This is a genomic window from Bacillus methanolicus PB1 (assembly GCF_000262755.1).
Taxonomy (GTDB): domain Bacteria; phylum Bacillota; class Bacilli; order Bacillales; family Cytobacillaceae; genus Bacillus_Z; species Bacillus_Z methanolicus.
In genome coordinates, this window is the sequence record NZ_AFEU01000003.1 from 1,144,897 (window position 1) to 1,162,806 (window position 17,910).

Annotated in this window: 15 protein-coding genes and 1 other annotated feature (1 of these 16 only partly in view); of the genes, 1 reads left to right on the forward strand and 14 read right to left on the reverse strand. The window is 40.5% G+C overall.

The features are described from left to right. Positions 1 to 78 precede the first annotated feature (78 nt). From PB1_RS15470 to zapA, 12 genes are all read right to left on the reverse strand, one after another. The gene (locus PB1_RS15470) at positions 79 to 1,284 is read right to left on the reverse strand and encodes a hypothetical protein (protein WP_004438723.1); all 1,206 of its coding nucleotides are present in this window, start codon (positions 1,282 to 1,284) and stop codon (positions 79 to 81) included. A gap of 203 nt (positions 1,285 to 1,487) precedes the next feature. After that, positions 1,488 to 1,802 (reverse strand): thioredoxin, encoded by a 315-nt coding sequence (trxA, locus tag PB1_RS15475; protein ID WP_004438725.1) that lies wholly within the window; start codon positions 1,800 to 1,802, stop codon positions 1,488 to 1,490. A 129-nt stretch (positions 1,803 to 1,931) separates the two neighbouring features. After that, on the reverse strand, positions 1,932 to 2,930 hold the full coding sequence (locus PB1_RS15480; RefSeq protein WP_274413141.1) for an electron transfer flavoprotein subunit alpha/FixB family protein: 999 nt from the start codon (positions 2,928 to 2,930) through the stop codon (positions 1,932 to 1,934). A gap of 19 nt (positions 2,931 to 2,949) precedes the next feature. After that, positions 2,950 to 3,723 (reverse strand): electron transfer flavoprotein subunit beta/FixA family protein, encoded by a 774-nt coding sequence (locus PB1_RS15485; protein ID WP_004438729.1) that lies wholly within the window; start codon positions 3,721 to 3,723, stop codon positions 2,950 to 2,952. Positions 3,724 to 3,858: 135 nt separating this feature from the next. Continuing rightward, positions 3,859 to 4,632: an enoyl-CoA hydratase gene (locus PB1_RS15490; protein WP_004438732.1), complete on the reverse strand. Its 774-nt coding sequence runs from the start codon at positions 4,630 to 4,632 to the stop codon at positions 3,859 to 3,861. 27 nt (positions 4,633 to 4,659) lie between these two features. Continuing rightward, the gene (locus tag PB1_RS15495; RefSeq protein ID WP_004438735.1) at positions 4,660 to 5,256 is read right to left on the reverse strand and encodes a TetR/AcrR family transcriptional regulator; all 597 of its coding nucleotides are present in this window, start codon (positions 5,254 to 5,256) and stop codon (positions 4,660 to 4,662) included. Between the two features lie 215 nt (positions 5,257 to 5,471). Next, positions 5,472 to 7,175 (reverse strand): AMP-binding protein, encoded by a 1,704-nt coding sequence (locus tag PB1_RS15500; RefSeq protein WP_004438737.1) that lies wholly within the window; start codon positions 7,173 to 7,175, stop codon positions 5,472 to 5,474. A 372-nt stretch (positions 7,176 to 7,547) separates the two neighbouring features. Beyond that, entirely contained in the window at positions 7,548 to 7,952 is a 405-nt protein-coding gene (locus PB1_RS15505) for a DUF350 domain-containing protein (protein WP_004438741.1), read from the reverse strand. 18 nt (positions 7,953 to 7,970) lie between these two features. Then, the gene (locus PB1_RS15510; protein WP_004438743.1) at positions 7,971 to 10,328 is read right to left on the reverse strand and encodes an endonuclease MutS2; all 2,358 of its coding nucleotides are present in this window, start codon (positions 10,326 to 10,328) and stop codon (positions 7,971 to 7,973) included. 22 nt (positions 10,329 to 10,350) lie between these two features. Further along, positions 10,351 to 12,081, reverse strand: a complete 1,731-nt coding sequence (gene polX / locus PB1_RS15515) for a DNA polymerase/3'-5' exonuclease PolX (RefSeq protein WP_004438745.1) — start codon at positions 12,079 to 12,081, stop codon at positions 10,351 to 10,353. 73 nt (positions 12,082 to 12,154) lie between these two features. Further along, positions 12,155 to 12,697, reverse strand: a complete 543-nt coding sequence (locus tag PB1_RS15520) for a CvpA family protein (protein WP_004438748.1) — start codon at positions 12,695 to 12,697, stop codon at positions 12,155 to 12,157. Positions 12,698 to 12,703: 6 nt separating this feature from the next. Then, positions 12,704 to 12,964: a cell division protein ZapA gene (gene zapA / locus PB1_RS15525; RefSeq protein WP_004438750.1), complete on the reverse strand. Its 261-nt coding sequence runs from the start codon at positions 12,962 to 12,964 to the stop codon at positions 12,704 to 12,706. A 203-nt stretch (positions 12,965 to 13,167) separates the two neighbouring features. Between zapA and rnhC the strand changes: the two genes are divergently transcribed. Further along, positions 13,168 to 14,058 carry a ribonuclease HIII gene (gene rnhC / locus PB1_RS15530; protein ID WP_004438753.1) on the forward strand — a complete coding sequence of 297 codons (891 nt, stop codon included), beginning with the start codon at positions 13,168 to 13,170 and terminating at the stop codon, positions 14,056 to 14,058. A gap of 197 nt (positions 14,059 to 14,255) precedes the next feature. Here the strand turns inward: rnhC and pheT are convergent, their stop codons facing one another. Both pheT and pheS read right to left on the reverse strand, forming a co-directional pair. After that, positions 14,256 to 16,670, reverse strand: coding sequence for a phenylalanine--tRNA ligase subunit beta (gene pheT, locus PB1_RS15535; protein ID WP_004438754.1), 2,415 nt, complete (start codon positions 16,668 to 16,670; stop codon positions 14,256 to 14,258). Positions 16,671 to 16,691: 21 nt separating this feature from the next. Then, on the reverse strand, positions 16,692 to 17,729 hold the full coding sequence (gene pheS / locus PB1_RS15540) for a phenylalanine--tRNA ligase subunit alpha (RefSeq protein WP_004438757.1): 1,038 nt from the start codon (positions 17,727 to 17,729) through the stop codon (positions 16,692 to 16,694). Positions 17,730 to 17,888: 159 nt separating this feature from the next. Continuing rightward, positions 17,889 to 17,910 (reverse strand) — a binding site (T-box leader) (it continues 228 nt past the right edge of the window).

Below are 17,910 nucleotides of genomic sequence, written 5' to 3' on the forward strand. Positions count from 1 at the left end.
ACATTATGTCCTATATATTGTGTTATGGGGTCTGACCCTTAGGCTTGAGACAGCCTCGTTTTACTACATTAATATTCCTTATTGAAGCAACTGCTCTAATGCTTGTAATACAGTATCGCTGTGCGTTTTTGCGTCATCTTTTTTGTTTTCGGCAATGCTGTTGTACCAATCTTCAGCATGCGTGAATGTTTCGTTTGCTTTTTCATCACCGAGTTTTTTCTTTAATTGTATTTCAAGTGCTTTAACGAACATATTTCCTTCAAGAGCTTCCGTTTTTGCTTCTACTACATTATTTTCTTCCAACGCTTTTGGAGCTTTTTCATAATAGCCTTTTATTTTTCCAACGATCGCTTTTGTAAATAAGGCATTTACATCTGCGGCTTTAATTGTTTTCGGGTCAGTCTTATCAAGAGAGAAAATTTCGTTCAGTTTTGTAGCTGCAGCCTCATCACCGCCAGATAACGATTCTTTAATCGCTTGCAAGAATCCCCATGCTTCCGCCTGCATAATTTTCAAATCGGCTTCATCTTTGCCTTCTTTTACTGCGGCTTCAATTTTTTCCGCATAGGAATTGGCTGCTAAATAAAAGTTTTTGTAAATGGATTTATCTGTTAATTGAACGAAAACATTAAAATCTTCCGCTTTATTTGCTGTTAATGCTTCTTCCTGAGCAGAAAGACCAGCATTGATATTTTCAACAATGCTTGATTCACCGGTTAATTGGTAGTAATTATCACGCTTTTCAGCTGTTGGAATAAAGATTTCATTTGCAAGATGTTTTACTTGTTCGAAAGCAAGCTTTGCCTCTTCTTGTTTTCCTTCATTAAATGCAGCCGCTGCTTCTTTTTGCAAAGCCTTTTGCTTTTGATAGAAGTAGGATTGAGTCGTTTTATCCACTAATTCTCCTGCTATTGCCGGATCTAATTCACCGGATTTTCCCGCTTCGATCGCTGTTTGGATTGCTTGATCATATTCGCCATTTATTTCACTTACAGCTGCTTGCAATCCGGATTTATATTTTTCTAAAACACCATCCCAATTAACTTCTTTTCCTTCTTCGGCTTTTTCAAGCTCTTTTTTCATCTCTGAAAATGTTGTTACTTGCTTTGCTGTATCTGTATCTTCAATTTTAATTTCTTTTGTTTCTTCAGCAGTTTCTCCTGCTTTTTCCTGAACTTTCTCTTCAGACTTTTCTGCAGTATCACCACCTGCATTACATGCTGTTAATACCGTGCTTGCAATGATGAAGCTTGCAAAAATTCGTTTTAAATCCTTCTTTTTCATATGTATCCTCCATCAATCATAATATTTTTCACTGATAATGATTTTCATTAGTAATTATAAAGAGAATGATTTTCAGTGTCAACGGAAACTTATAAAAAATTGCGGCAAATTATGAATAAAAAAAACTGACCTTCAGCCGCTTTATAGCAACTTTTGGTCAGCCTCTTAAAGACTTCAACTTAATTCAATTCAAAATCTTTTTATTAAGCGTGTTTATTTAAGACTTCTGCAAGAGCTTCTTTTGGCTGGAATCCAATAACTTTATCCACTACTTCACCGTCTTTAAATACGATTAAAGTAGGAATGCTCATTACGCCAAACTTAGCAGCTGTTTCCTGGTTTTCATCTACATCAAGTTTAACGATTTTAACTTTATCTCCCATTTCTTGATCAAGCTCTTCCAATACAGGAGCAATCATTTTACAAGGGCCGCACCATGGAGCCCAGAAGTCTGCAAGTACTAACCCAGAACTTGTTTCAGCAGCAAATGTTTGATCTGTTACATTTACTATCGCCATTTTACATGCCTCCTAAGATTTAATAAAATACTAACGAAAGTATATCACCGTTTATCATTTCTTTCTAATGATTTGCTTCGTATTCAATTTGCCCTTTTTTTCAACAACTATTCTTCGCAAAGCCTTCGATTATTTAGAGCGAACTTTTAATTTTTTGAATTCTTCTGTAAGCATCGGAACAACTTCGAATAGATCTCCGACAATTCCATAATCAGCAACTTTAAAGATGTTTGCCTCCGGATCCTTGTTAATGGCTACAATGACTTTCGAGTTGGACATACCAGCTAAATGCTGAATGGCGCCTGAGATTCCGCAAGCGATATAAAGATCAGGTGTTACCACTTTACCGGTTTGGCCGATCTGCAAAGAGTAGTCGCAATAGTCAGCATCGCACGCACCGCGGGAAGCACCGACGGCACCGCCAAGTACTTTCGCAAGTTCTTTTAGAGGCGCAAAGCCTTCTGCACTTTTTACTCCTCGGCCGCCGGCAACAATTACTTTTGCTTCTGATAAATCGACTCCTTCACTTGTCTTGCGGACAACTTCTTTGATAATCGTACGCAAGTCTTTAATATCAACGCTTAACGAAATAACCTCTCCATTCCGTGATTCATCCTTTTTAAGAGGAGCAATATTGTTAGGACGTATGGTTGCAAAGATCAATCCGTCAGTCACAATTTTCTTTTCAAAGGCCTTTCCTGAATATATTGGTCTTGTGAACACCAGGTTGCCTCCTGCTTCTTCAATTCCGGTAACATCAGAAATTAAGCCGGAGTTTAGTTTACTTGCAATTTTCGGCGATAAATCCTTGCCCAATGCCGTATGTCCAAAAACAATTCCTTCTGGATTTTCTGATTCAATTACTGCCATTAATGCTTGTGAATATCCGTCCGGTGTATATTGTTTTAATTTTTCATCTTCAACAACAACTACGCGGTCAGCTCCGTAATGGATCAATTCAACACCTAAAGCGCTTACAGATTCGCCCACTAATACTCCGACTACTTCGCCGCCTTCAGCTACCGTTTTTGCAGCTGCAATTGCTTCAAAAGAAACGTTGCGCAATGAACCGTCGCGGACTTCGCCTAATATTAATACTTTTCTCGCCACTTGTTTTACCTCCTGAATATAAATGTCAAGTTCACGTTTAGTCTACTTTAGCTTCAGTGTGCAGCAGACGAACGAGCTCTTTCACTTGATCAGCAATTTCCCCTTCAAGAACCTTTCCTGCTTCTTTTTTAGGCGGCAGATAAATTTCGATCGTTTTTGTCTTCGCTTCAATATCTTCTTCTTCTAGATCAAGATCATCAAGTTCCAATTCGTCGAGGGGTTTTTTCTTTGCCTTCATGATTCCCGGCAAAGATGGATATCTCGGTTCATTTAAACCTTGCTGAGCAGTGACAAGAAGCGGAAGGCTTGTTTCAATGATTTCTGAGTCTCCTTCTACATCTCTGACAACGGTTACATTGCTTCCATCGATTTCAAGCTTTGTAATCGTCGTTACGTACGGAATGTTTAACAATTCAGCTACGCGAGGTCCAACCTGTCCCGACCCGCCGTCAATTGCTACGTTTCCGGCAAGAATTAAATCAACTTCTTTGTCTTTCAAATATTCAGCCAGAATTTTAGCCGTTGTAAACTGATCGCCATTCTCAATATCATCTTCTGTATTAATTAATACAGCTTTATCAGCTCCCATTGCCAATGCTGTACGCACCTGCTTTTCTGATTCTTCATTACCGACGGAAATGACAGTAATTTCGCCGCCATGGGCATCGCGGACTTGAATCGCTTCTTCAATTGCATACTCATCATACGGATTGATAATAAACTCAGCGCCATCCTCATTGATTATGCCGCCGGAAATGGTAATCTTTTCTTCAGTGTCAAATGTTCTCTTCATCAATACAAAAATGTTCATGTTTACCCCTCCTAAGCAATTAAACATTCCATCAGTTCAAAAGATTAAAAAAATTTAAGATAAACAATTTTAGACGTCTTAAAATACATGCCAGTGGTAAGACAGAAATTTACGCACGCATGTTTTTCTAATCATTTACTTTCCTTTGAATGAAGGCTCTCTTTTTTCAATAAATGCGCGAATGCCTTCTTGCGCATCTTCGGATACAAACACTTTTCCGAATAGCTCGGCTTCTTTTTTAACTCCACTATAAAACTCTTCCGTTTTTGCATAGTTTAATAGCTGGATAGCCGCTTTAATCGAAACAGGGCTTTTCTTCGCAATTTTTTTCGCAATCCGGTATGCATTGTCTAACAGCTCGCTTTCCGGATATGCATGATTGGCAAGCCCATATTGGACTGCTTCTATTCCGGTGATCGGCTCACTCGTAAACATCATTTCCGCTGCTCTCGCAATTCCGACATAGCGAGGAAGGCGCTGTGTGCCTGCAAAGCCTGGAATTAAGCCAAGCTGCAATTCTGGTAATCCAAGCTTGGCGTCTTCGCTCACAAGGCGGAAATGGCACGCCATCGCAAGCTCAAGCCCTCCGCCAAGAGCAGCACCATGTATGGCTGCAATAATTGGCTTGCTGAAATTCTCCAATCGTTCAAACAAGTTCTGTCCATATTCAGCCAGATTGGCGAAGTCGTGTCCCGTCTGAATCGAAGTAAATTCCTTAATATCAGCTCCGGCAGAGAAAAACTTTCCCTCCCCATGAATCAATATGACTCTAATATGATCATTTGATTCTACTTCGTCCAATACGGCTGATAATTGTTTCAACAGGCTTGAAGAAAGAGCGTTTGCCGGCGGCCTCTTAATTGTAATGGTTACCACCATATCTGAATGAGACCAGCTTAAGTTTTCCACTTTTATCCCCTCCTTAATTGCGAAAGCCTACCCCTTTGTTCTGAAACCTCTGCATCCGTGGATCAGCAATTCGTGGACTTTTTCAGAAAGAGCGGTCAAATCATATTTTTGATCATTCATAACCCATGTTGTGACAGTTTCATCTATAGTTCCAAATATCATTTGCCTTGCTAGCCGAATGTCTAAAGCACTGGAAAATTCTCCGTTTTCTATTCCTTCGATTAAGATTTTATCGACTACTCTTAAGTATCCTTTCAGCACTTCGTTAATCTTAAGTCGAAGGTCTTTATTCGATTGTCTGAGCTCCAGCTGGGTAACAATAGCAAGATGCGGATCATCGGCAAGCATCTTAAAATGATTTTCAATCAACGTTAATAACTTCTCTGCAGCTGTCTCTTTTCCTGCAATTTCTTTTTCAATTATTTCTACAAACAAACCCATTTTATCTTGAAAAAGAGAAATAAGAATGTCCTCTTTGTTTTTGAAATATAAGTAGATTGTTCCATCCGCTACTCCGGCTTGTTTGGCAATTTTCGATACTTGGGCTTGATGATAGCCATTTTCGGCTATAACGATCACTGCAGCATCAATAATTTGCCTGTATTTCGGTTTATTTTTCTTCAACACTTTCAACTCTTCCCCCTACTTGGTGCCACGGTTTAAACCTTCTTCTATACATTTCATTTGCTATAAAATGAATGAATAATCATTCATATTTTTATAATAATTCTGTCATTTTAATGTGTCAATATGATAATATACATTTATTCTGGTATACTCCCTGATAGTGAGACAAGTACTAATTATCAAAAAAAAATGCCGATAAGCGCTTCAAAAGCTTAAGCCTGTTTCTTTTGTTCTTCTTCCATCTTCTTTTTCTCTTCATCTACTAAAACTCTTCGCAAAATTTTGCCGACAGCTGTTTTTGGAAGTTCATTCCTAAATTCATACGCTCTCGGAACTTTATAGGCTGCGAGGTGTTTTCGCGCAAATTTATCCATTTCTTCAGTTGTAATTGAAGCTCCTTCCCGCAATACGATGTACGCTTTAACTGTTTCTCCTCTGTAAGGGTCAGGAATTCCAGCCACTACAACCTCCTGAACATCCGGATGTTCATAAAGAACTTCCTCAACCTCGCGCGGATAGATGTTAAATCCTCCGGCAATAATCATATCCTTTTTCCGGTCAACAACGTAAAAGTATCCATGCTCATCCATATATCCGAGGTCTCCGGTTAACAGCCATCCGTCACGCAGCACTTGGGCTGTTTCCTCCGGCTTGTTCCAATAGCCTTTCATAATCTGAGGCCCTCTGACTGCGATTTCTCCAATTTCCCCCGTAGACAGCTGTTCACCTGTTTCAATCGAAAATATGCATGCCTCTGTATCCGGCCACGGAACACCGATACTGCCTCTTACTCTTGGACTGTCCCAAAGAAAGTTTGAATGTGTTACAGGGGATGATTCGGTCAAACCATAGCCTTCAACAAGCTTTCCTCCTGTCACTTCCTCAAATTTTTGCTGTACTTCTACCGGCAACGGAGCCGACCCGCTAAGGCAGGAATCGATCGATGAAAGATCATATTTTTTAAGCTCAGGATGATTTAACAATCCGATATAAATAGTCGGAGCTCCCGGAAATAATGTAGGCCGTTGTTTTTGTATCGTCTTTAATGTTGTTTCAGCATCAAATTTTGGTAATAGAACCATTTTATATGCCTGCATGACAGAGAGAATTAGAACAGTTGTCATTCCATACACATGAAAAAATGGAAGGATTCCAAGGACGACTTCTTCCCCGCGCTTGCATTTATATAGCCATGCCTGGCACATTACAGCGTTAGCTGCGAGATTTTTATGTGTAAGCATAACACCTTTCGGAAAACCTGTCGTTCCGCCCGTATATTGGAGGAGTGCAAGGTCTTCTTCGAAATTTAATTTATACTCTTTTACCCGTTTTGACGGCTGTTTTAAAATTTCCATTAATAAATGATGATTGCCTTCATGTTTGACATCAACAACAATACCGTACTGCTTTTTTTGAATTAATGGATAAATAAGGTTTTTTGGAAAAGGCAAAAAGTCTTTGATAGCGGTTACAATTATGTGTTTTAAATCCGTATGAGGCATTACTTTAGATACCTTTGGAAATAAAATATCCAGGGTGATAATGGCTTTGGCGCCGGAATCCTTCATTTGATATTGAAGTTCCCGTTCCATATACAATGGGTTTGTTTGAACTACGATGCCACCGGCCATTAAAATACCGTAATAAGCGAATACAGATTGTATTGTATTTGGAAGCATAATTGCAACCCTGTCACCTTTTTTTATGCCGAGTTCCTGTAAATATCCTGCAAATTTAACTGCAAATTCTAAAAGTTTTTTATAAGTGATTTCTTTCCCCATAAAATGGATTGCGCATTTTTCGGGAAAATCTTCAGCGGCATTTATTAAATATTGATGCAATGGTATACGATCGTAGGTTAATGATGAAGGGATTTCTTCCGGATAACTTTTTAACCAAGGCCTGTTCTCTGGCATACAATTCCCTCCTTTTTTAATAATTTTTAGAATATTCTAACTGTTTCTGCTTAATTATAATATAACGGTCATTCCATTACAATTAGAATAACCAATACCAAAATCCTATATCACTGTGATTCCGCAACTTTACTGAGATTAGAAAAAGGGTCAGATCCCCCCAATACAATATATAGACAAACTTTGAAAATCAATTCTATATATTATCATTTCCGGAGGGAGTCAGACCCTTATGATTCAGCCCCTTTTAAAAAAGCAATTAGTATAAGATATTATGCAAAAAACATTAAATAAATTACCCCGATTGCGGCAAATGCAGCACACAGAACGAGCAGCACTTTTGCTAACTTCTCCAACTCGCAAACTCCCTTCTTATATTCCCGCACCGATAACGTAAGACAGCCCTATTGATATAACCATTGAAATAAAGCCGACTGCCCGGTTATCGTTTTGAATTTCATCATCTATTCTAAATTTAGGAGTTAAAAACTCATAGATAAAGTACCCTGCCAGCAACAGAGCAAACCCGAACACTCCCCAGCCGATCATCGAAAAAAGACTGTCATGCTGAATAATAGAATGGCGGAATATATTTGCTATGCCAAATATTTTGCCTCCGGTTGCCATTGCAACAGACAAGTTCCCGTTTTTGATTTCCTCCCAATTTTTATACTTTGTAACAAGCTCAAAAACAGTTAAAAATACAATCGAACATAAAATAACAACGCTGTAATAAGCGGCTATTTGCACATATTCATTCTCCCAAAATCCGTTCATTTTCGTTGCTCACCGCCATTATTTAAATTCAACAACTGTTACTCCTGTTCCGCCTTCTCCCGCCTCGCCAAAGCGGATTTTTTTTACGGCACGGTGATTATTTAAATATTCCTGAACTCCTTGCCTTAATGCACCGGTTCCTTTGCCGTGAATGATGGATACCCGGGGATATCCTGCCAATAAAGCATTATCGATGTATTTTTCAACTTTTAACAATGCATCTTCATATCGTTCTCCCCGCAGATCAAGTTCAAGGCTTACATGGAAGTCCTTCCCTTTTACAGTTGCAATTGGTTTTGTATCTGCCGGTTTAGGACTGTTGATGAATTCCATGTCCGATTCTTCTACTTTCATCTTTAAAATTCCAATTTGCACCAGCCACTCCGAGTCAGAAATTCTCTCAACAAGATGACCTTTTTGGTTGAAACTTAAAACCTTTACCTCATCCCCAGGCCTGAAGACGTGTTTTTTATCCTTGAATTTATTCCCGCTGCTGCTTGCTCTTTTTTCAGGCGCGGCTTCTTCCAGTCTTCTCTTTGCTTCAATAAGCTCATGTTCTTTCACTTCGGCATGTTTTTCAATGCGCATTTTTCTTAATTCTCTGATGATCTCTTCCGCTTCTTTTTTAGCTTTTTCCGCAATGGCCCGGGCTTCTTCTTCCGCTTTTTCATATAAAGAGTCCTTATATTCATAAAAAGCGATCATTTGCTTTTGTAGATCTTTATGGAGCTTTTCGGCTTGCTTTAACAAATCATTAGCTTCTTCAAGATCAGCTTCGGTTTGGCGTCTGCTTGATTCGAGAGAAGCGATCATTTTTTCAACTTGGCTGCTGTCAGCGCCTACGTAAGAGCGGGCATTATTAATCACTTTTTCATCAAGGCCGAGCCGCTTTGATATTTCAAACGCATTGCTTCGCCCAGGAACCCCAATCAAGAGCTTATAAGTCGGACTTAATGTTTCAATATCAAATTCGACGCTTGCATTTATGACTCCTTCCCGATTGTATCCGTATACCTTTAATTCAGGATAGTGGGTTGTTGCAATTACTTTTGCACCGCGTTTATAAACTTCGTCCAATATAGATATTGCCAGCGCGGCACCTTCCTGCGGATCGGTTCCTGCTCCAAGTTCATCGAAAAGGACGAGGCTGTTAAAATCGACCTTATTTAAAATATCAACAATATTTACCATATGGGAAGAAAATGTACTCAAACTTTGTTCGATTGACTGCTCATCACCGATATCCGCATAGACGGATCCGAAAACAGCCATTTCCGATCCGTCTAAGGCCGGAATTTGCAGCCCCGACTGAGCCATGAGCGTGCAAAGGCCGACAGTTTTTAATGTGACCGTTTTTCCGCCTGTATTTGGTCCGGTAATAACGATTGTAGAAAAATCTTTTCCTAATGAAATATCATTCGGTACCACTTCATCGATTGGGATTAAAGGATGGCGCGCTTTAATTAAAGAAATCCTTCCTTCATTATTCATCAGAGGCTTTGACGCTTTAATTTTGCTGCTGTATCTTGCTTTTGCAAACATAAAGTCCAATTCTGCCAAAACAAGAACAATTGTTTCCAGCTCACCGCTATATTCACCGACTTTTTGGGAAAGTTCATGCAAAATGCGTTCGATTTCCTGCTGTTCTTTCACACGGGTAGCTTGAAGGTCATTATTCAATTGAACAATTGCCTGCGGCTCAATAAACAATGTTTGTCCAGATGAGCTCTGGTCATGGATGATCCCGCCGTAATACGTGCGGTACTCCTGTTTTACCGGAATAACGAAGCGGTCATTTCGAATCGTTACAATGGCATCAGAAAGCATTTTCTGCGCATTTGAAGACCGGATCATGCTTTCCAGCCGTTCACGGACACGGGCTTCCTTTGTTCGCAGCTGCTGTCTTAAAGACCTTAATGTTTCACTGGCACCATCAAGGACTTCACCGCTTTCATCGATCGCATGTTTGATTGCTTCTTCCAGTTCTGCCAGCACGATGATTCGTTCAACATATTTTGCTAAAATCGGTAGATCATTTGTTTCTTCATTCAAATCTTCAATGAATCTTTTTAATTGCCTGCTGGCATGAACGGTACTCGCAACTTGAATTAATTCGTGAGGGCTCAAAGACCCGCCAATTGCCGCCCTCTTCGTATGGGGGCGAATATCGAAGATTCCTCCGAGAGGTACATTGCCCTTTAAACGGAGCACCTTAACTGCCTCGTCTGTCTCTTCTTGAAGTTGCACAACTTCGTGAAAATAAGTAGACGGCACCAACTGATTCACTTTTTCTCTTCCTAATGAGGATGACGCATGTTCAAGGAGCTGTTCTTTCACTTTATCAAATTCTAAAACCTTTAAAACCCGTTGATGCATGGAGATTGTTCCTCCTTTTATCTCATTGTTGCTTTTCATTCCGGCGGTGCAGAAAATCAAGCAATTTATTTATTTCTAAAGCATTCAGCACAGAGCTTTTTTGAATCCATCCTTTTCTTGCAGCCGACACTCCGATTTCCATATAGGAAAGAGTGTCCATATTATGCGCATCCGTATTGATAGCGATCATTACACCTTTTTCTTGAGCATTTTTCAAATGCACTGCAGAAAGGTCGAGACGATTCGGGTTTGCATTAAGTTCGAGCGCCGTATTTGTTTCCTTCGCCAGTTCAATCAGCATATCGATATCGACTTGATAGCCTTCACGACGTCCGATCAACCTTCCCGTTGGATGGGCAATGATATCGACGTGGGCATTTAAGAGAGCTGTTTTGAGCCGTGACATAATTTTTTCTTTCGGCTGTGAAAAAGACGAATGGATCGAAGCGATGACAAGATCTATTTCTTCAAGCAATTCATCCTCATAATCGAGCGTACCGTCAGGCAATATATCCATTTCCACACCGGAAAGGATCGTGATATCATCATACTTTTCGTTCAGTTTTTTTATTTCCTCTTTTTGTTTCCTCAGCCTTTCAGGTGTTAGCCCATTGGCTACTTTTAAATACCGGGAATGATCTGTTATAGCTAAATATTGATAGCCTCTTCTTCGGCAGGCTTCCACCATTTCCTCAATCGAGTGGGCCCCATCGCTCCATGTCGTGTGCAAATGGAGGTCCCCTTTCATATCATCAAGGGAAATGAATTGCATATCTGTTGTAAATTCATCAACTTCCCGGCCATCTTCCCTAATTTCCGGCGGGATCAAAGGCAGACCGAAATGATGGTAGAATTTTTCTTCAGAAGGAAAGGTAAGAATATCCCCCGTTTTCGTATTTTCCACACCATATTCGCTTATTTTTTCGCCCCGTTCTTTTGCCAGCTGCCTCATTCGCACATTATGTTCCTTAGAGCCTGTAAAATGATGGAGGGCAGTCGCAAATTGTGCAGGTTTCACAAGCCGGAAATCAACAGAAACTTCGTAATTATAATCCAAAATAAGTGAAACCTTTGTGTCTCCTCCCGCAATTGTTTCTTTAATGTTAGGAAGCTTCAGCAACTTTTCTTTAACAAAAACCGGTTCATTTGTTGCGATAATAAAATCCAGATCTTTCACAGTTTCTCTCATTCTTCGCAAGCTTCCGGCCCTTGAGAATTTTTCAATTTCCGGGAAGTTCTTGAGCTCTTTTTCAATCGATTCAGCGATCGGAAGTATAAAAGCAACCGGCAGCCTTTCGGGTTTTGACCCTGATTTTTGTAATTCCGCAAGGATTTTTTCCTCAGTTTTTTTACCAAAACCAGCCAATTCTTTCACTTTTCCTTCGCGGCATGCCGCTTCCAAATCTTCGGCGCTTTCAATTCCAAGTTCTCGATAAAGTTTGGCAATTTTTTTGCCTCCAAGACCTTGGATTTGCAAAAGCGGAATTAATCCTTTCGGGACTTCTTCTTGAAGCTCCATCAAGACAGAGGATTTTCCTTCTTGTATATACTCTTCAATAACTGCCGCCGTACTTTTTCCGATGCCTTGAAGCGATGTAAAATCTTTAATTTTTGTTAAGCTCCTTTCATCAGCTTCCAATGCGGCAGCTGCCTTTCTGAACGCCGAAACTTTAAATGGATTTTCTCCTTTTAATTCCATATAAATAGCAATTGATTCCAATAAACGAATGACATCTTTTTTATTAACACTCATTCGTGCACACCGCCTTTTGTCCTCTACACTCTATTTTTATCATGAAAAGAAAAACTTCTCTGCAAAAGAGAAGTTATGCCGAAACATATTCAATCCAGAGTTCTTTTATTTGCTGCGAAAGAAGGGGAGTATTTTCAACTATATTTTTCGCAAAAAAAGAATTGGCGAGCGTCTCCTGGATTGCTTCGATTGGCAACAGGGCAGCTATATATAATAAAATGAACATAATAAGATAAACTTCCGCAAAACCAAGAAATCCTCCTGCAAAAATATTCAACTGTCTTAAAACAGGCAAATGAGTAACAAAATCGAGCATTGAACCGATGATTTGGAGCAAAATTTTTACAGCAAAAAAGACCGCGGCAAACGCAATCGCCCGATAAAATGCATCTTCCAAATTCTTATTTTCTAACAGCATCTTTAAAGAAGAGTCGCTGTCCAGAGCTGGATATGGAATCCACAAGGTCAGCTTGGGAGCAAGTTCTTCGTAATACATCCTTGCGGCAATAAAGGCTATAATGAAGCCGGTAAGGTGAATTAATTGAAGTATAAAGCCTCTCTTTAAACCTACTAAAAAACCGAAGACCAAGATAATGAATATAGCGAAATCCAGCATGGCTTTTCAGTCCTTTACTCTTTTTAATTCGTTTTCCAGCCGTTCCAGCCGATCTTTTATTTTTAAATAATCATTTACCGCATTGACTGCAGTTAATACGGCTAATTTGCTAGTATCGAGTGAAGGATTCTTGGAGCTGATTTCACGCATTTTATCGTCAACAATAGAGGCAACAAGGCGAATATGACTTGTGCTTTCATAGCCTACAATGACATATTGTTGCCCGTATATTTCAACTGTAATACGATTTTTTTGTGCATCTGACAACACGAATGCCCCCTTCGTAAGAATCCTAATCTATACTATAACATGAACCGAAAATCGTGGAAAGCCAAAGCGTTTGAAGAAAATTCCGGTTTTTCATAGAAGACTAATGAAATAAATTTTGCCCTCATTCGTTTTCTATCATGTGCAAACAAAATGGATAATTTTGTGAAATTACATCTTATAAATTTGAAGGAGTGTTTATTTTGAGTAATGTTGTATTGAAAAAAAACAGCATAGAACTTGAGCAAATAAAAAAATATTATGAAAATTATTTATTAGAAAAAGTCCCTCATGGAGGGCTGTTTTCGGCAAAGACCGAAAACTGTACCATTACAGCCTATAAATCCGGAAAAATACTGTTTCAAGGGAATGGTGCAGAAACGGAAGCGAGAAAATGGGGGGAATTGGAGCAACCCGTTTCTGAATTAAGTTCTATGTCTGTTTTAGGCTCCGATGAGGTAGGCACCGGGGATTATTTTGGTCCGGTTACAGTGGCTGCAGCTTATGTAAAAAAAGAAGATATTCCACTTCTGAAAGACTTGGGTGTAAAGGATTCGAAACATTTAACAGATGAGAAAATCATTGTTATTGCTAAACAGTTAATCAACATTGTTCCTCACAGCCTGTTGACTTTACATAATGAAAAATATAATCAATTGCAGCAATCCGGGATGACGCAAGTGAAAATGAAAGCATTGCTTCATAATCAGGCGATCGGCCATGTTTTGAATAAAATTGCCCCTGAAAAGCCGGAAGCCGTTCTCATTGACCAATTCGTCAAGGAAGAAATTTATTTTGAGCATATTAAGAACGAGCCGGCCATACAGAAAGACCGAGTTTATTTCAGCACAAAGGCAGAGGGAATTCATGTCTCTGTCGCAGCAGCTTCCATTATCGCACGCTACGCCTTTATCCGGCACTTTGAAAAATTAAGCGAAGCGGCAGGGTTTACACTCCCGAAAGGGGCAGGCCAACAAGTTGACGAAGCGGCAGCAAAGCTAATCAAAGAAAAAGGCCGGGAATCGCTTCCAAAATTTGTGAAACTTCACTTTGCCAATACAGAAAAGGCAATCCAACTATCGAAAAAAATTTAGCTTTAACACTTTAAAGCAACGCGGGTCAGACCCTCAACACATTAACGCTTTAACGCAGCGCGGGTCTGGCCCTCAACGCATCAACGCATTAACGCTTTAAAGGAGTGCGGGACTGGCCCTCAATGCGTTAATGCTTTAAAGCAAATATGAAAAGAGGCAGCTTTAAGTGGCTGCCTCTTTCCTCTTTTCATTATTATTTATCCGCGCAATACGGCTCCTGCCTGTTCTTTCACTGCTTGTAATACTTTTTTATGTGCCATGCTGACTTCTTCATCTGTCAACGTGCGTTCCGGATCGTAATATTTTAGAGAGAATGCAATTGATTTCTTGCCGGGCTCCATATGCTCGCCTTCATATAGGTCAAACACTTGAACTTCTTTCAGCAAATTTCCGCCCGATTCCTTAATAATTCTTTTAATCTCTCCAGCTGTTTTCTCTTTTTCAACCACAAGCGCAATATCTCTTGTAATCGACGGGAATCGTGGAATCGGTTCATAATGCAGCGGAGCAGTATCGGCTTCTAAAATCATTTTTAATGACAATTCAAATACATACGTTTCTTTTAAGTCCATTTCCTTTTGAATACTCGGATGAATCTGTCCAATAAATCCTGCTCTTTTGCCTTTTAAGTATACTTCTGCCGTTCTTCCCGGATGCATGCCTTCTACGTTCGCTTTGCAGAACTCAATGTCGTTTTCAAGACCAAGGAGAGCAAATAATCCTTCAAGAATTCCTTTCAAAACAAAGAAGTCAACCGGTTTCTTTTCCCCTTGCCATGGATGAACATGCCACAATCCAGTTACAGCAGCTGCGGCATGCTCCCGTTCTTCCGGCAATTCGTCTGAACCGTTCGCTAAAAATACAGAACCGATTTCATATACAGCGACACTGTCTATCTGGCGGGCGAGATTATATTTTAATACTTCAAGCAGCTGCGGCACAATGCTTAGCCGAAGCCTGCTTCTATCTTCACTCATCGGCATTGCAAGCTTTATTGGATCACGTTTTTCCAGCGCATATTGACCTGCTTTTTCTTCACTTGTCAACGAATAGGTCACAGCCTGGTAAAGACCGGCGCCTTCCAAGTAACGGCGGACGATCCGGCGTTTCTTTTGATAATCCGTAAGCTTGCCCGGAGCAGAAGCGCCTATTGGCAAAGTTTTTGGCAAGTTATCGTATCCGTATAATCGTGCAACTTCTTCGATCAAGTCTTCCTCAATCGTAATATCTCCTCGGCGGGTCGGAACCGGAACTGTAATATACTCATTATCACTAGTCGTTTCAAATTGCAGGCGGGCAAAAATGTCTTCAACCTGTTCCATCGTTAAATCGGTGCCAAGTACTCGGTTGATTTTCTCCAATGAAACCGAAACGACAGCCGGCTTTATATGCAGATGGTCTGCTTCAACTGATCCTTTCAGCACTTCGCCGCCGGCGTATTTTACCATTAAATCAGCAGCTCTCTCTGCTGCCTCCCTTACTCGGTTAGGATCGACCCCTTTTTCAAACCGAGTGCTTGCTTCGCTTCGCAATCCGTGATCCTTGGAAGCTTTTCTAACCGCTGCTCCATTGAAATAGGCGGACTCCAAGAGAACCGTTGTTGTATCAGCCTGCACTTCCGAATTTGCGCCCCCCATAACTCCTGCAAGCGCAATCGGCGTTGTTCCGTTTGTAATCACTAGATGATCAGATATTAATTCGCGTTTTACATCATCAAGCGTTTCAATGATTTCCCCGTCTTTCGCACGGCGCACAACGATTTCTTTCGAACCGAGGCGGTCATAATCGAACGCATGAAGAGGCTGGCCGTACTCAAGCAAAACGTAATTGGTTATATCGACAACATTGTTATGAGGGCGGATTCCTGCTGCCATTAACCTTCCTTGCATCCATAACGGAGACGGGCCGATTTTTACATTTTTGATGACTTTTGCGACGTACAGGGGATTATCTTCTGGAGCCTCCACACTTACTTTAATACAATCGAAAGCTTTCTCGGATGAAGATTGAATTTTAATGGCAGGAAGCTTTACCTCTCTTCCTAAAATAGCCGCCACTTCATAAGCAACACCCAGCATGCTTAAACAGTCCGAACGGTTTGGTGTAAGCCCGAGCTCAAGCACTTTGTCGTCTCGATGAAGAAGAGCTATTGCATCCTCACCTACTTGAGCATCGTTCGGAAAAACGAAAATTCCTTCAGCATATTCCTTTGCAACAAGTTTACTTTCGATTCCAAGCTCTTGAAGGGAACAGATCATGCCATTTGATTCTTCTCCGCGCAGCTTTGCCCGCTTAATTTTAAAATTGCCCGGAAGCACGGCGCCAACTTTGGCAACAGCCACTTTTTGGCCTTTTTCAACATTTGGCGCTCCACAAATAATTTGAACCGGATCCCCTTCACCGATATCCACTAAACATTTACTTAATTTGTCAGCATTCGGATGCTGTTCCCGCTCCAATACATGACCGACAACTACACCTTTTATGCCTTCGTTCAGCGTTTCAACACCTTCAACTTCAATGCCGCTTTTTGTGATTTTCTCAGCCAGCTCTTCCGCTGTAATCCCCGATAAATCCACATATTCCTGCAGCCATTTATATGATACGAACATGTCTTGTCCTCCTGTCCAAAATTATTCAGTAACTGAAAATTGCTTTAAGAAACGAATATCATTCGTGTAAAAATGGCGAATATCATCAATGCCGTATTTGAGCATCGCAATTCGTTCAGGTCCCATTCCAAATGCAAATCCGGTATATTTTTTCGAATCAAACCCGGCCATTTCAAGAACATTCGGATGAACCATTCCTGCTCCAAGAATTTCTATCCAGCCTGTTCCTTTACAAACGCTGCAGCCTTTGCCGCCGCATATTTTACAAGTGATATCCATTTCTACAGAAGGTTCCGTAAAAGGAAAGAAACTTGGACGCAAACGGATTTCGCGGTCTTCGCCAAACATCTTTTTCGCGAATACTTCAAGCGTTCCTTTTAAATCGCTCATTCTGATGTTTTCATCGACGACTAGCCCTTCGATCTGCATAAATTGGTGGGAGTGGGTAGCATCGTCATTATCCCTCCGGTACACTTTACCTGGACAAATAATTTTTACCGGTCCTTTGCCTTGATGTTTTTCCAGTGTCCGGGCCTGAACTGGTGATGTGTGGGTCCTGAGCAAAACTTCTTCAGTAATATAGAAGGAATCTTGCATATCACGAGCCGGGTGCCCTTTCGGGAGATTCAAAGCTTCAAAGTTATAGTAGTCTTTTTCCACTTCAGGACCTTCTGCAACGGCATAGCCCATGCCGATAAATAAATCTTCGATCTCCTCAACAATCCTTGTTAACGGATGATGGTTGCCGGTTTTAACAGGCCGGCCGGGAAGTGTAACATCTATCGATTCAGAAGCAAGCTTTTGCTGGATCGCCGCTTCTTCAAGGGAATTGTGCTTCCTTTCAATCGCGGAACTGATCGCATCACGCACCTCATTAGCGAGAGCCCCCATCAACGGCCGCTCTTCGGATGATAATTTGCCCATTCCTTTAAGAACTTCCGTGATAGGGCCTTTTTTTCCTAAATAAGACACACGAATTTCATTTAACTCTTTCAGGTCAGAAGCTTGCTCGACTTTCGCAAGTGCTTCTGCCTGCAATTCTTTTAACCGCTCTTGCATCAAAAATTTCCTCCTTTTTACTGTTCTTTATTGAATGAGTACTTTTTCGTGAAAATCGGGATAAATAATCGCAATTTTTTTGGAATTTACTGCAATTTTTTTCAATATAACCGCGATTTTCTTTCGCTTTTACCCCAAATAAAAAAACCTCGCTCCCAATAAAGGGACGAGGTTTAGGATT

What these genes read in the sequence shown, in the direction of transcription:
- PB1_RS15485 (WP_004438729.1), bottom strand. Translation starts at nt 3,723, where the DNA reads ATGAACATTTTTGTATTGATGAAGAGAACATTTGACACTGAAGAAAAG.
- polX (WP_004438745.1), bottom strand. Translation starts at nt 12,081, where the DNA reads ATGAGTGTTAATAAAAAAGATGTCATTCGTTTATTGGAATCAATTGCT.
- PB1_RS15510 (WP_004438743.1), bottom strand. Translation starts at nt 10,328, where the DNA reads ATGCATCAACGGGTTTTAAAGGTTTTAGAATTTGATAAAGTGAAAGAA.
- trxA (WP_004438725.1), bottom strand. Translation starts at nt 1,802, where the DNA reads ATGGCGATAGTAAATGTAACAGATCAAACATTTGCTGCTGAAACAAGT.
- PB1_RS15470 (WP_004438723.1), bottom strand. Translation starts at nt 1,284, where the DNA reads ATGAAAAAGAAGGATTTAAAACGAATTTTTGCAAGCTTCATCATTGCA.
- pheT (WP_004438754.1), bottom strand. Translation starts at nt 16,670, where the DNA reads ATGTTCGTATCATATAAATGGCTGCAGGAATATGTGGATTTATCGGGG.
- PB1_RS15500 (WP_004438737.1), bottom strand. Translation starts at nt 7,175, where the DNA reads ATGCCAGAGAACAGGCCTTGGTTAAAAAGTTATCCGGAAGAAATCCCT.
- PB1_RS15505 (WP_004438741.1), bottom strand. Translation starts at nt 7,952, where the DNA reads ATGAACGGATTTTGGGAGAATGAATATGTGCAAATAGCCGCTTATTAC.
- PB1_RS15520 (WP_004438748.1), bottom strand. Translation starts at nt 12,697, where the DNA reads ATGCTGGATTTCGCTATATTCATTATCTTGGTCTTCGGTTTTTTAGTA.
- pheS (WP_004438757.1), bottom strand. Translation starts at nt 17,729, where the DNA reads ATGCAAGAGCGGTTAAAAGAATTGCAGGCAGAAGCACTTGCGAAAGTC.